This window comes from Pseudomonas sp. ICMP 561 (assembly GCF_002699985.1).
Classification (GTDB): Bacteria; Pseudomonadota; Gammaproteobacteria; order Pseudomonadales; family Pseudomonadaceae; genus Aquipseudomonas; species Aquipseudomonas quasicaspiana.
The window spans coordinates 17,735-31,419 of record NZ_LKBT01000002.1 but is presented as its reverse complement, the minus strand read 5'-3'; the positions used below and the strand labels follow the sequence as shown (position 1 = coordinate 31,419).

The following is a 13,685-nucleotide window of genomic DNA, read 5'->3' as shown; positions in this document are numbered from 1 at the left end:
AGCTTCCAACTCAGTGCTCAACGCCGATTATATTCTTCATATAAATATAACCGTTATGGTCCAACACATGAATGTCATAATATCTGTTCTCAACTACCTGTTGCTTTCCCGCTGGGGAAGGGAACACTGCCCACTGCCCATGCCTGACATTCTCAACACCCACACTTGGAAAGTGCGCAACTGCCAAAATGCGTGTTTTATTTAAGATATAACCAAGGGCCGGAATTTCCTCCAGCACCCCAGCGCTGGCGGGCAGCCATCGCGCTGAATTCTGTGGCTGCACCAAATATATCACATCAAGCTTTCTAAGCTCGGGACGAGAGTTAATATCATAAGCCAATGAGTGCAGCACGCTGTCTTCCAGCGCTTTCTGCGTTACTAAAACGCGACCGTACATATAAGAAAATGACAACATGCACAGCACGGGAATCATCAAAATAATAGTAGTCCACGGGGCCAGTAATTTTAGGAATTTATGCGCAAAGAGCAGGAGACCCACCAACACGGGACCCAGCCCGAGCAGCACTCTGGCGGCCGGATCAAAATAATCCAGCAATAAGGTAAACCCTGGAATAGTGAGCAGTAGAAGAGGCATTGAGACACAATAGGCAATCCCCAAAGCGACCTTTTCTTTCAAGGAATTTTTACAGTTTAAAATACACAACAACGTCCAGACATAGCCGATTACCGCTCCGGTCAGGACGCCCACACAAAGCCATCGATTTCCTGATGTCACCAGTAAAGCTACCCGGTCATAGACCACACATAGCCGCGTTGCGACAGTGCCTGCCCACTGCGAATCAAAAGCGAGAAACGCGGTACGCTCTTCACTCATGAGCGGATAGACGGTGACACCGTATATCAGCAACGCCAATATTATGTGCACGACTCGTTTGACCAGCCACTGGGTCATTGCACGAAACGAAAAACCGCGTGATATATACTCAGCCATTTCAATACACAGGAGCCCTAATAATATATTGAACGTCAGCTGGTGGAACGCCAACCCAATAGCGAGCATTACGGGGGGGACCAGTATTTTCTTTCCAGACGTGGGTGAATCATAAGTGACGGATAAAATCACTGCTGAAAGGCCAATCATAAAAGCTGGCCCATCGTACTGGTAAGTCAGTATCCCCAGTAAAAATGGACTGTAAAATAACGGCAATACTACAAGACAATCTGATAGCTGACATCGAGCATAATAATGCTTTACGAGCGTTCGTAGGGCCAGGGCAGCTGCAGGTAATGCGAATACATATGAAAAAGGGAAAAAGTTTGGTGTCTTGGAAGTAAAGCTAAGCGCATTAACTAAAATTTCAGTCAACACTCGCCCTTCGGGAGTCCAATTATTTTCAGGAAACACCAACGCGCGAGCCCGATCATCGTAATTAGGATAATCGGATTGAATAACAGGAAAAACAAACACAGCCAATGCAATGATGAAAAATAAAAACAGCTCTGCCTGCGACAGTTCTCTATTCAATAGGTTTGGCATGTTCATCCCCTCGGCTATATTCGCCCGTGGGCGTGACCACCGAATATGCGCGACGACTGGCGACGCTATTCACAACATACCGAGGCCTGCGCTTGGCCTCTATATAAATGCGACCAACATACTCTCCTAAAACACCAATCCCGATAAGTTGAATACCGCTAAAAAATAACAAGGCCGTCATCAGCGGCCAATAGTCAGGAATATCGCTATCCCACATCAACCAGTCCACCGCACGGTAAAACCCGTAGCACACCGCAATTAACGACAGCGTACAGCCCACATAGGTCCATATCCGGAGCGGTACGGTGCTGAAAGAAGTAACGCCATCCAGGGCCAGATGCCAAAGTTTGCGGGCATTGAATTTCGTCTGCCCGGCAACCCTGGCGGCTCTTTCATAGTCAACAATCACGGTATGAAAACCCGCCCAGGAAAGTAATCCTTTCATGAACAATTCATGCTCCGGCAGTGCTTTTATAACGTCCACGACCTTGCGATCCATCAGGCGGAAGTCACCTACGTTTGCTTCAATCCGTGTACTACCAATGACATTCATGACCCGATAAAAAAACGCGGCCGCGTAACGTTTCAAACGACTGTCAACCGAGCGGTCCTGGCGCCTGGCCAACACCACATCGGCTCCTCTTTGCCACTCAATGACCATGCGTGGAATAACGCTGATCGGGTCCTGCAAATCGACGTCTATTGGAATGGCGGCATCGCCACTGGCGTATTCGAGGCCAGCGAGAAGGGCGGCTTCTTTGCCAAAGTTCCGGGACAGGTTTATCAGCAGCACTTCGTCATCACCCGCAATCAGTGCCCGAACTACCTGTTCGGTTTGATCGGTGCTGCCGTCATTGATAAAGACAATCTGCACGGTGTTTCCGTGCAACCAGGGTTCCTGCCTGACAGCTTGGTAAAATAGTGGAATAGCCAACGCTTCGTTGAAAACCGGCGCTATCAGGGAGATTTTCAAGGGTGCCTCCTGAAAATCAGATACCTGGAGCAGCAATAGCCAAGGCTCAAGCTAAGCCCTGAAGAAACAACAAGCGTCACCAGCAGAGGTGTCCCTTGCCCATCCGATATATGGCCAACAATAAAGCTCATCGCCCCCATGAAGAACATGAAAAGCAGATAGCCCGACCATGACAATCGAGCGCTGAAGGTATAAAGAGCATTGGCGTAAAACGAGAAAGAAGCAGCTACAACAAAGCCGACCAGATTGCCCAAAGATTGAGGGGCGAACCAACCCAGGCACAAGACAAGAAACACCGTCCAATGGATAACAGTGTTGCAGATGCCTATCAACAGATAGCGTGAAAATCCTCTTAGATCAGGTGTCATGCGGGCATCACCCTGGCTTCACATCACTTACCGGCTTCCCTGACAACCGACAGCACCACTGGATGACAAACTAATTAAAGGTCACCACCATCAATGGCGTATGACCAATGGTCGGAGGCCCTCTCCAGGCACCTGACGGTATCGAGACATTCTGTAATTAGCCTGCCTTTGCATTTGCACTGAAAATCCTCCACCCTGCCGCGCCGCCGGACAAGCCAGGCCACCTTGAGTGACCGGCGGCGCGGAACCTAGAGCCCTCGCGGCTGATCTTTATCCCTTACAACATTAAAGAGCCTACCGTTATGACTAACGGACGCGACCTGCGCATCGACTTCTTTCGGGGCCTGGCGCTGATCTTCATTTTTTGGGATCACGTGCCTGACAACCCCCTTGCCCAATTGACCGTACGCAACTTCGGCTTCAGTGACGCTGCGGAAATTTTCGTCTTCCTGGCGGGTTACGCTGCCATCCTTGCCTATGGCCGTATTGCCCGACGTGACGGCTTTGTTGTTTCTACCGTACGAATTCTGCGGCGCACCTGGGTGCTCTATGTCGTGCACATCTTTCTACTGACGCTGCTGATGGGCATTGTTTTCGTTGCCAATCATTACGTAGAAACCCGGGACATGATTCAGGAAATGGGCCTGCAACATTTTGTCGCTGACCCGCAGCAAGCCCTGGCCGATCAACTGCTATTGCGCTTTAAACCCAACCTGACCGACCCGCTGCCGCTTTACATCCTTTTGCTATTGGCCTTGCCGCTTATTCTGCCGATGATGTTGCGCAACATGACCCTGACGGTAGGTCTGTCGATTGGGCTGTATCTGATGGTGCCGCTGCTGGGCTGGAATATTTCGGCTTATGAAGGCGGTGGCGTCTGGTACTTCAACCCGGTGGCCTGGCAATTATTGTTCGTGCTCGGCGGCGCGTGTGCACTGACTGCCGAAGCGAAACCCTCAACCGATATCGAACCGCGGCCTCTGACCAGGCAGCCCCTGTTCATGATCTCTGCGATGTATCTGTTAGTTGCGGCGGTCATGACATTCTCGTGGAAATTCCCGGTACTGCATCCGGTCCTGATGCCGCAGTTCGTCGCCGATGGGCTCTACCCGATCAACAAGACCGATCTGGGTCCACTGCGTTTACTGCATTTTCTGGCCTTGGCGTATTGCGTCGCCAAACTGTTACCCGCACAAAACACATGGGTGAAAAGCTGGCCCGCGCAACAAGCCTGCCGAATGGGGCGATACTCGCTGGAGATCTTCTGCCTGGGCGTCTTGCTCGCGCCAATGGCCGACATGATCAACGCACTGGCCGGTGATACCTGGCCAATGCAAGTCTGCACTGCCCTCCTCGGTCTCGGCCTGATGATGCTCATGGCCGCCTGGCTCGACCTGAACAAACGCCTTGGCCGACCAAAACCTGCAAATGCGGTCGCAGTTTGAGACCAGCGTCACATTAAGGCCTCCTCTCAGAAGTTTCCTACACCTTTATCAGGCCAAGTTTTTTCTTCATTGGCCGCTAAGAAAGAGGTAAGGAAACTCAAGAGGAAGTCATTTTGGAAATCAATTCTGCAGCGAGCGTCAGCAACCTTTATTCGGTGGTGCCTGGTAAGGTCAGGGGTATTGAAAAGCCGATCACAGAGGTGGACACCTTGGTGGTCGGCAAGACGGATAGCGTGGATAAACTCGCGCTGGACCCAGGCGCAAAAGCCCCCGGAAGGGCGGAAGAAGTCGAGCATTACGTTTATGAAGAAGCGCCTTGGCTAAAGCTGAAGTTTGATGATCCACTTATGGAAATGTGTAAGGATGGAATGTATTTACTCGACATTATTTCTGAAGCATCCGGAAAACTGACCAAAATAAACTCTGCATTTGAAGAGTTCTCCGAACACATTAAAGATCTACGACCCGATATTGTTTCAACAAATTATGGCTTCACACTCGACGAAAACGCAAACATAAAGATATTAGACGGACGACAGCCATTAAATGAAGCGGACAAACTGTGGTTGACCGACGAAATCAATAAATTCAAAGATTTTAGAAATACTGTTCACGCTCACTCCAAAGCGCTGATGACGGTAGTGGATCACACCAAGGATTTTGGTGGCAAGTACAACCTGAACAGGCAAAACTTCCAATCGATCATTGACTACAGAGACATCCTTAACACCTCGCAAAATGATTATTATGAAAGAGCCTTACAAATGGTAAAGAGCCATGCTCCGATGAGATCAGAACCTCGAATCAATACATACGCGTAGCGTGATAGGACTCTCCACTGGGTAAAGATTAGGGCTGCCCTTTCTCTGACAATAGAAATGCAACCCTCAAGAAACGGTATAACTAACAAAAACTCATTTATGAGAACGGTGTATCAAAACAATCTCCTCCGGAAATTTCCTACAACCTTATCAGGGCAAGTTTTTACTCCCTTTGTCGTTAAAGGAAGGGTAAGACAATTGAGAGGAAGCAATCGTGAATATTAACTCTGCAGGGATCGTTAGTAACCTTTGTTCATGGGTGCCTGGCAAAGTCAAAGATATGAGGCCCACCACACAAGTGGACACCCTGGTGGAAGGCAAGACCAATAGCGTGGAGAAAGCCGTCTTGGCCCCGGGCGAAAAAGCCCCCGAGAAGGCTGAAGAAATTGAGCATTACGTCTATGAGGAAGCGCCATGGCTAAAGCTAAAGTACGATGATCCGTTTATGGAAGCTTTCAAGGATAGAATATATTTATTCGAAATGGCTTGTGAAGCATCCTCAAAACTGACCGACATAAACTCTACACTTGAAAAATTCTCCGAATACATTAAAGACCTACGACCCGACATTGTCTCGACAAATTACGGCTTCACTCTCGACAAAAACGCAAACATAAAGATACTTGACGGACGACAGCCATTAGATGAAGCGGACAAACTGTGGTTAACTGATGAAATCAATAAATTCAAGGATTTCAGGAATACTGTTCACGCTCATTCCAAAGCGCTGATGACGGTAGTGGATCACACCAAGGACTTTGGTGGCAAGTACAACCTGAACAGGCACAATTTCCAATCGGTCATTGATTACAAAGACATCCTCAATATATCTCAACATGATTTTTATAAAAGAGCCTTAGATTTGGTAAAGAGCCATGCTCCGATGAGGTCAGAACCGCGAATCAATACGTACGCATAGCGAAACGAATCTGCCCGCCGCAAGGCGGGACAGAAGTTTTTTCTGTGAATAATTTTGCAGTTTATATGTCGCTATCGATGGGGTGGAGGTAAGGTCAATCTGGGAACAGGTTCTCACTATAACCGCGGCAAGAAGTTTCCTACAACCTTCTCAGTCCAGGTTTTCACTCACTTGGCCGTTAAAGAAAAATGGAACCCCTGAAAGGATGCATTCGTGAATATCAACTCCGCAATGAGACTCAACCATCTTCAACCACCCGCTTCGATCATCAACGAGCAGGAACGCTCCGCCGAGCGCACAAAAAATACGGAACATAGCGATGTCGTAGATCACCAAAAATATAAGGCAGAGCCTCTGCAAACCGAAAATTTACTTGAGCACGTCTCGACGGAGTGCAAAGATGATTTTTTAGAACTGGTTTGCTTGATCCTTGACGCTTCACTCGGACTACTCGACATTCGCCGACAGTACGCTGAGTTTAACGAACGCCTTAAAGACCTGCGCCCTGATATCGCTTCAGCAGGATTCGGATTCACGCTGGATGAGAACTCGAAAATAAGAATATTGGACTCGGGGAAATTGGGCGAGGCTGATAAATCCTGGCTAACTGAGGAAATCAATACATTCAAGGACATCAAGCACCACGTCTACACGCATTCCAAACTATTGATCCAACTGGTAGAAAAAGATACTCAAATATTTGGCGGTAGATTTAACCTTAATAGTGATAACTTTCAGAACACTGTCGATTATGGAGGTATTCTTGATAGAAAATGGGGGGGCATGGGGGCATCTCTCGATAGTTTCTTTACTAGGCAGATTTTAGAGAACGCGGAAAAACGCGCGCCCCCCTTGCTTGACACTTATGCCTAGTTAAGAAAACGGCCTGCCAGAAATATCTGACAGGCCGCTATTCTATGGACTCAGGATCGTCTACTGCTAATCAGACGCTGATTACAGATATGTCCGAAGCTGTACTTCGCAGATACCTCGCCTCGTACCAGGTAATTTAAATAATAATATTCTCCTACGTGATAGTTAGTCCTCCATGTATTATTGTAACCCTGTCGATACTCAAAGAAATCTCTTGCCTGATCTCCGCCCTGACATAACCCGATCTCTAGGAGCTTCGTCACTCTCCCTGAGCCATCCGAAATAACTGCATCACTTATATTTTCTCTGTAGCCACCATTGAAATTAAGCCTGAAGCTAACAATGCCTCCTTCCAACGGCGCACCCGTTGTATCAGTAAACTGCGCCACTACTGTGGCGTCCTTATGAGCTTGACCGGGCAACCATGCAGGGTCGCTATAGCCATACGGAATCCGTAAAACATTCTCCTCAGGATTTAGATCAAAATCCTTCAACACCGGATAGGAGCCGAATACCAGTGAATATTGCCCACCATTAAAAGCCACCGCTTGATTATGCGTAACTCTGATGATGATCTCCTCACCGGGCTTCAGGTTTTTGAGGACACTGATACCTTCAACGGTGACCGGCACCCATGCCCCGCCAACATGCCGTTCGACCTTGATATGTTGCTGACTCTTCAAGTCCAGTATTACATCCTGCCCTCTCACAGCGGTAAAACCGTAGTAGTGCTCGGAGACAGCGCTGTTTAAGCGCGTGCCAACGGTGTGAACCTTATCCGTCAACACATTGAATACTGGCTCTTCCATTACCGGTGCTGAGGCTGTTTGTGTAGCACTCCCCTCTGGGACGGTTTGTGCCCATGCAGAATGAGGCCCCGCCGAAATAACAGCAGCCACAACCACACGCAAAATCAGCTTTTTATTTTTAAGCATTTGAAACTCCTAAATTGACTCAATAGTTTTAATTCGTTTTATGCCAAGTGGTCTAAGCACTGACAAACCGGACGTAATCACTGCTTTAAACCCGAGTCAACAAGGCTGTTTAAAAATCAGAAGCTTCCTACTTTTAATTTTATTTGTAGTACATTTCTCACGATTGAAACTTATCAGTTCTTACATCGAGAACCGAAGGAATCAAGACTCGCTCACATTTTTATCTTCGGCCGAACAAAATCCGCAAATTCAGTCTCTATTTGAGAACGGCATCTCAACAACAGACCGTCTCGGAAGTTTCCCACAACATTATCAGGCCAAGTTTTTTCGGACATGGCCGTTACGCCAAGGGAGACCTACAACACGGAGAGGGAATACTCGTGAACATCAATGCCGTTGCGTCGAACCCGATAAAATTTTCAGCGGCTGACCAGCCCAAAGTGCAGCAGCTTCTGGAGGGGTCTGCGGTAAGGCAGAGAACATCAATATCCTCTGACGAAAGCGAGAACGCCACCCTGAGAATATGGAATTGCAGGCCATTTTTTACGGGGCCTCCTATGTCAGATATGATATTTACCCGAGAAACAAACCCGTTCAACGAAAGACTGACCGCCCTTAGAAAGGATGAGTGCTGCTGGGGATGCCGCCATCGCGATATGGATAACCTGGCTTGGGTGGCTAACGACCTGGTAGAGAAAATCAGCGTTGAACTGCAAAATTTCAGACAGACAATCGCCAAGGACTTCCCGGCGCTATCAAGCACACCATTTGACTTCACAGTCGATGCAAATGGAAAGGTCAAAGTTTTAAATTCTGAGTTATTGAGCGACCTTGAAACTGCCTTCCTTACAGAGGCCATGCAGGATTATGAACCACTTAGAGAGCTCATCATGGCTCACGCCGAGACCATTATCAGCTATGTAAGCTTTTTGAAGCGCCCTGAAGAAGAGGAACCCTTCTCCTACAAGCATTTCGGCGCCTTGGTAAATTACGCTGCACTGCTGGCAGACACCACGGGTAAGCTAAATATTTTTGGACAACTGAAGGAAAATGATCGCATCCATGCAAATAATCGACGCAGAATCGACATAGAAGCCTGATGCGAAAAAAAGGGCAGATGTACAACATCTGCCCCTCACAGCTTGAAATATTTAGATTCGACCTCTGTTCAAAGTCTGGGTGCAGATATGGGCAAAGCCGGCCATTTTGGCTGACTCGGCTAATTTGCTTTCCGCACCGATAAAGTCGTCAAATACAAACCAACGTCCGACATTATATGTAGATACCCAATGATGGGTTCCACCGGCATCATTGCGCTGAGCGGCCAGTTCTCCGCCATAACATTTGTTAAGCGTGAATGTCGCGGTGGCGATTCCACGCTCGTCTGACTGTGCTGACTGGGTTACTTCTGGTTTATCAGACCTCAGAGTAAGATAAACCGGCAAACTGGCTAATGCGCCTTTCAATGGAAACCCTGTGGAGTCGGTAAATGTGGCTTCGAATGTTAACGTTCCGTGGGTTTGCAAACCGGCGACCCATCCGGAGTCGGCGACAGGGACACGATTTCTGACGGGCGGAGCGGTCAGCGAAGCGTCCTTAAGGACCGGGTACGATCCAAAAACCAATTTATATTTTTTATCTTGATAAGTTTTGTCCTGTTTGTGAGAAACCCTAATGACGATTTCATCACCCGGCATCAACCGAGGTAGATCAAGTGCACCTGTGCTAGTTTTTTCCTTCCACCCACCGTCGTAATACTCAACATGCCAAAACGGTTCAGCATCTGCGTCAGGTGGTACTGTAAGCAACATCTTCTGCCCTCGATTCGAGGTAAAAGTGTAACAATAAACAGCAGCTTTACTTTCGAGGCTCCGCTCAAGTAAGTTAACTTGATCCGGTAATCGTTCACAACTGGAAGTATCAAGCTCTGCCGCCGTTGCTGCATCCACTAGAGCTTCACTTTGCTCAACACCATTAGCTTCGGCTTGGGCATGAAAGCCAAGAAAGGAAACCAACACTAACGGCAAACATAAATTCGCCACCCTCAATCTTTTATTCTTGTTCATCTCTATCATCCTGATAATTATTAAAGTTTTAGCCAGACGCTTTTGCAACTGACAAACCGGACGTAATCACCGTTTAAAATACGAGTCAATATTCAACAACCAAAATCAGAACCTTCTTACTTGACTCTTATATTTGAGGGCTTTTCCTACATAAAAAATCGACTAAACTTACAGATCCAACTGATTATCGACGCATTAAACGTTTTAGGATGAGCAAACACGGGCGTATCGAAAATTCATGGAATCCAGGGTTTATCAAATCCCAGGTCTTGCCGATAAACCTGATGAGCCGCTGATGGACCTGCGGCCTGAGCACGCCATGGATTGGTAAGCAGCCGCCGCTGCTCAGGAAGCGTCCTACAGCCCTAGACAATTTTTCCCGCAATCCCGGTCAGCGACTAAGCTTGAGTCAGGTGCGATTAACAGGTTTAACCGGGCCAATCGAAATGGGCGTTTTAAGGCATGCAGATACCAAACAGACTGTGATTACCGCAGACAGTCGCGACCGAGCTCCCATGCCAAAACCCCCACGCCGCAAAAGCTATGTGTGGCGCGTCATCTGGGTTTTGCTGCTCCTGGGGATTGGCGCGCTGGCCGTGGCGATGGTGATCGAGTCACGCAGCTCGCGCTTGCAGGCGCTTGAGTTCAGCCGCTTTGCGGCGAATCTGAGCTACTCGATGCATGCAGGCCCCAGTGATTCGATGCTTTACCCCGGTGAAGGCCCCTTCGATAAACGTCTGGGCTACTCGTCACTGAACGAGTTTCTGCCGCGTCTGCTCAAGCGCGACTATTTGATTACCGAACAGGTAAGGTTTTCCCCCGACTTGCTGGCCTACGCAAAGCGTGGCTTCTTCGTACCCTATGAAGAGAAGATTCAGGCTGGACTGTCGATCACCGATTGCCGCGGTGTCGACGTCTATCAATTTCGTTATCCGCAGCAGTTTTACCCAAGCTTTGCCGCGATCCCGCCGCTTTTGGTGCACAGCCTGCTGTTCATCGAAAACCGGGATTTGCTTGATCCACAACAGCCAATGGCCAACCCGGCAGTGGACTGGCCGCGCTTTGCAAAGGCAGCAATTTCTCAAGTGGCGAAGTTGCTCGGCTTGCCGGGGCAGTCGGCAGGAGGCAGCACGCTGGCGACTCAACTGGAGAAGTATCGACACTCTCCTGACGGTCTTACGCTGTCAGGTTCTGAAAAACTTCGGCAGATGATTTCGGCCAGCGTGCGCGCCTATCAACCTGGCCAGCAAACCCTTGAGGCACGTCAACGTGTTGTTCGTGATTACCTGAACAGTGTGCCGCTGTCGGCGGTGCCGGGCCATGGCGAAGTGCACGGCATGGCTGAAGGTTTGCGAGTCTGGTATGGCGCGGACTTCGTGAAGACCAATCAGTTGCTCGCGTCTACCGCCAGTGACCCGCAAAGCATCGCCGCTCAGGGGCTGGCGTTACGCGAAGTGCTGTCTTTGGTCATCGCCCAGCGGCGACCTTCTCACTATCTGGCGAAAGGTCGCGCCGAGCTGGCGGAACTGACTGACAGCCACATTCGTCTGCTGGCGCAAAATCAGGTGATCAGTAACGCATTGGCCAATGCCGCACTGGAAGCAACGGTGAGTTACCGCAACTGGGCGGAGCAACCGACGATTCAGCCCATAGAGACCAATAAAGGTATCAGCGTCGCCCGCAGCCGACTCTCCGGACTGCTCAATCGTCCGCTTTACGATCTTGATCGCCTTGATCTTTCGGCAACCAGCACGCTGCAAAGCGAGCTGCAAAACAGCGTCAGCCAGTACCTGAAAGATCTGGCGGACCCGGCCTTCGCTGCACAGGTCGGATTGATGGGCGAGCGCCTGTTGACTCCCGTCAGCACGACTCAGGTGCGCTACAGCTTTACGCTGTTCGAGCGCGGCCCCGATGGATCAAGGGTAAGGGTCCAGACGGACAGCACCGACCAGCCTTTCGACATCAACGAAGGCAGCAAACTGGAACTGGGCTCCACCGCGAAAATGCGGGTGATGACGACCTATCTGGAGATCATCGCCGAACTGCATGATCGTTACGCTGCGCAAAGCGTCAGCGCACTGGGCAAGGAGCCGGTAGCCGATCAGGATCGGCTGACCCGCTGGGCGCTGGATTATCTGATGCAAAACAAGGATCGTGACCTGTCGAAAATGCTTTCGGCGGCGCTGGACCGTCGCTACTCGGCGAGCCCGGCAGAGAGCTTTTTCACCGGTGGCGGCATGCATCACTTCAACAACTTCCGCAAGGAAGACGACAGTCGCCTGCCAACGCTGCGTGAGTCACTACGCGAGTCGATCAACCTGCCGTTCATTCGGTTGATGCGTGACGTGGTGCGTTACAGCACTTATCAAGGGCCGAACAATAGCGCCGAGCTGCTCAAGGATGACGATGACCCGCGTCGTCAGGAGTACCTGAGTCGCTTCGCTGACCGTGAAGGGTCGGTATTCCTGCTGCGTTTCTGGAAACGTTACAAGGACAAAACCACTCAGGAGCGGCTCGATACGTTTCTGGACGGTATCAATGCAACGCCGATAAGGCTGGCGGCTGTACATCGTTATCTGTTGCCAGGTGCCAATCAAGCCAACTTCAATGCTTTCATCCGTGCGCACATGGCCGAAGAAAAGGCCGGGCCGAAGCTGAGCGAGAAACGTCTGGCGGATTTGTATGAAAACTACGGGCCGGGCAAGTACAACCTGCCGGATCAGGGCTACATCGCCAAAGCCCACCCGCTGGATCTCTGGCTGGTGGGTTACTTGCTGCAGCACCCGGATGCGCAGTTCAAGGACGCTGTTGCTGCCAGCCAACATGAACGTCAGGAAGTGTACGGCTGGCTGTTCAAGAGTCGCCATAAGAGTGCACGGGACAGCCGGATTCGGACGATGATGGAGGTCGAGGCCTTTCTCGATATCCATCAACGCTGGCAGCGTGTCGGCTATCCGTTTGATCATCTGGTGCCTTCGCTGGCCACCGCCATCGGCAGTTCTGGCGACCGCCCCGCCGCGCTGGCCGAGTTGATCGGCATCATCCAGAACGACGGTATTCGCTTGCCGATACTGCGCATCGACAGCCTGCATTTTGCTGCCGAGACGCCTTACGAAACCCGCCTCGCCAATAATCCGGAATTGGGTCAGCGTGTGTTGCCATCTGAGGTCGCCGCAGCCATGCGCGAAGCGTTGTCGCAAGTGGTCGACGGCGGGACCGCCAAGCGGGTGCACGGCAGTTTCAAATTGCAGGACGGCTCGATCCTCGCCATGGGCGGCAAGACCGGGACAGGCGACAATCGTATCGAAAGCATTGGCGCAGGCGGACGCATCCTCAGTTCCCGGGCTATCAACCGGACAGCCACTTTCGTGTTCTATCTGGGGGATAACCACTTCGGCACCTTGACCGCATTCGTGCCAGGGCGGGCTGCAGAGGGTTTTCGGTTTACTTCGGCCTTACCCGTGCAAGTGCTCAAGGGCATGGCACCGATTCTGAATCCGTATCTGGAGCCGGGTGGTCATACGCTCTGCCAGCCGACCATCAGAACGCAACTGTAGCGAACTTGTTCGCGAGGGGCGTCAGGTCGGCACCACCGCGTTTAACCCTCTCGGCAACAAGTTACCTCCTACCCAACACCGCGACACTCGGTAGGAGCGAACTTGTTCGCGAAGGCGCCAGACCAGCAACACCGTGTTAACCCTTTCGGCAACAAGTTACCTCCTACCCAACACCGCGCCACACGGTAGGAGCGAACTTGTTCGCGAAGGCGTCAGACCGGCACCACCGC

11 protein-coding genes are annotated in these 13,685 nt (G+C 50.4%); 6 read left to right on the top strand and 5 right to left on the bottom strand.

Annotated elements, in window-relative coordinates:
* Positions 1-10: 10 nt before the first annotated feature.
* From AO242_RS02525 to AO242_RS02515, 3 genes are read right to left on the bottom strand one after another with little or no spacing between them, the layout of a single operon-like run.
* Positions 11-1,498, bottom strand: coding sequence for a hypothetical protein (locus tag AO242_RS02525; protein ID WP_141562177.1), 1,488 nt, complete (start codon positions 1,496-1,498; stop codon positions 11-13).
* Entirely contained in the window at positions 1,479-2,471 is a 993-nt protein-coding gene (locus AO242_RS02520; RefSeq protein ID WP_099267556.1) for a glycosyltransferase family 2 protein, read from the bottom strand. Before AO242_RS02520 ends, AO242_RS02525 begins: the two co-directional genes overlap by 20 nt.
* On the bottom strand, positions 2,468-2,839 hold the full coding sequence (locus AO242_RS02515) for a GtrA family protein (protein ID WP_099267555.1): 372 nt from the start codon (positions 2,837-2,839) through the stop codon (positions 2,468-2,470). The genes AO242_RS02520 and AO242_RS02515 overlap by 4 nt, the downstream gene beginning before the upstream one ends.
* Before the next feature lie 302 nt (positions 2,840-3,141).
* On the opposite strand from AO242_RS02515, the gene AO242_RS02510 reads away from it, so the two are divergent.
* The 4 genes from AO242_RS02510 to AO242_RS02495 all read left to right on the top strand — a co-directional run bounded on the left by AO242_RS02510 (position 3,142) and on the right by AO242_RS02495 (position 6,897).
* Positions 3,142-4,284 carry an OpgC domain-containing protein gene (locus AO242_RS02510; protein ID WP_099267554.1) on the top strand — a complete coding sequence of 381 codons (1,143 nt, stop codon included), beginning with the start codon at positions 3,142-3,144 and terminating at the stop codon, positions 4,282-4,284.
* A gap of 113 nt (positions 4,285-4,397) precedes the next feature.
* Positions 4,398-5,105: a hypothetical protein gene (locus tag AO242_RS02505; protein ID WP_099267553.1), complete on the top strand. Its 708-nt coding sequence runs from the start codon at positions 4,398-4,400 to the stop codon at positions 5,103-5,105.
* A 214-nt stretch (positions 5,106-5,319) separates the two neighbouring features.
* Positions 5,320-6,024, top strand: a complete 705-nt coding sequence (locus AO242_RS02500) for a hypothetical protein (protein WP_099267552.1) — start codon at positions 5,320-5,322, stop codon at positions 6,022-6,024.
* Positions 6,025-6,237: 213 nt separating this feature from the next.
* A complete protein-coding gene (locus AO242_RS02495) occupies positions 6,238-6,897 on the top strand; it encodes a hypothetical protein (RefSeq protein ID WP_099267551.1) in 660 nt (219 codons plus the stop codon).
* A 50-nt stretch (positions 6,898-6,947) separates the two neighbouring features.
* Here the strand turns inward: AO242_RS02495 and AO242_RS02490 are convergent, their stop codons facing one another.
* On the bottom strand, positions 6,948-7,832 hold the full coding sequence (locus AO242_RS02490) for a hypothetical protein (protein WP_099267550.1): 885 nt from the start codon (positions 7,830-7,832) through the stop codon (positions 6,948-6,950).
* A gap of 380 nt (positions 7,833-8,212) precedes the next feature.
* Between AO242_RS02490 and AO242_RS02485 the strand changes: the two genes are divergently transcribed.
* Positions 8,213-8,932 (top strand): hypothetical protein, encoded by a 720-nt coding sequence (locus AO242_RS02485; protein ID WP_099267549.1) that lies wholly within the window; start codon positions 8,213-8,215, stop codon positions 8,930-8,932.
* Between the two features lie 51 nt (positions 8,933-8,983).
* Here AO242_RS02485 and AO242_RS02480 read toward each other — a convergent pair whose 3' ends face one another.
* Positions 8,984-9,898 (bottom strand): hypothetical protein, encoded by a 915-nt coding sequence (locus AO242_RS02480; RefSeq protein WP_099267548.1) that lies wholly within the window; start codon positions 9,896-9,898, stop codon positions 8,984-8,986.
* Between the two features lie 446 nt (positions 9,899-10,344).
* Between AO242_RS02480 and AO242_RS02475 the strand changes: the two genes are divergently transcribed.
* Positions 10,345-13,455 (top strand): biosynthetic peptidoglycan transglycosylase, encoded by a 3,111-nt coding sequence (locus AO242_RS02475; protein ID WP_099267547.1) that lies wholly within the window; start codon positions 10,345-10,347, stop codon positions 13,453-13,455.
* The last annotated feature ends 230 nt before the right edge of the window (positions 13,456-13,685 follow it).

Bases quoted from the DNA above. Each gene is read 5' to 3' on its own strand.
- AO242_RS02515 (WP_099267555.1), bottom strand. From the start codon at position 2,839: ATGACACCTGATCTAAGAGGATTTTCACGCTATCTGTTGATAGGCATC.
- AO242_RS02475 (WP_099267547.1), top strand. From the start codon at position 10,345: ATGGGCGTTTTAAGGCATGCAGATACCAAACAGACTGTGATTACCGCA.
- AO242_RS02510 (WP_099267554.1), top strand. From the start codon at position 3,142: ATGACTAACGGACGCGACCTGCGCATCGACTTCTTTCGGGGCCTGGCG.
- AO242_RS02525 (WP_141562177.1), bottom strand. From the start codon at position 1,498: ATGCCAAACCTATTGAATAGAGAACTGTCGCAGGCAGAGCTGTTTTTA.
- AO242_RS02490 (WP_099267550.1), bottom strand. From the start codon at position 7,832: ATGCTTAAAAATAAAAAGCTGATTTTGCGTGTGGTTGTGGCTGCTGTT.
- AO242_RS02480 (WP_099267548.1), bottom strand. From the start codon at position 9,898: ATGAACAAGAATAAAAGATTGAGGGTGGCGAATTTATGTTTGCCGTTA.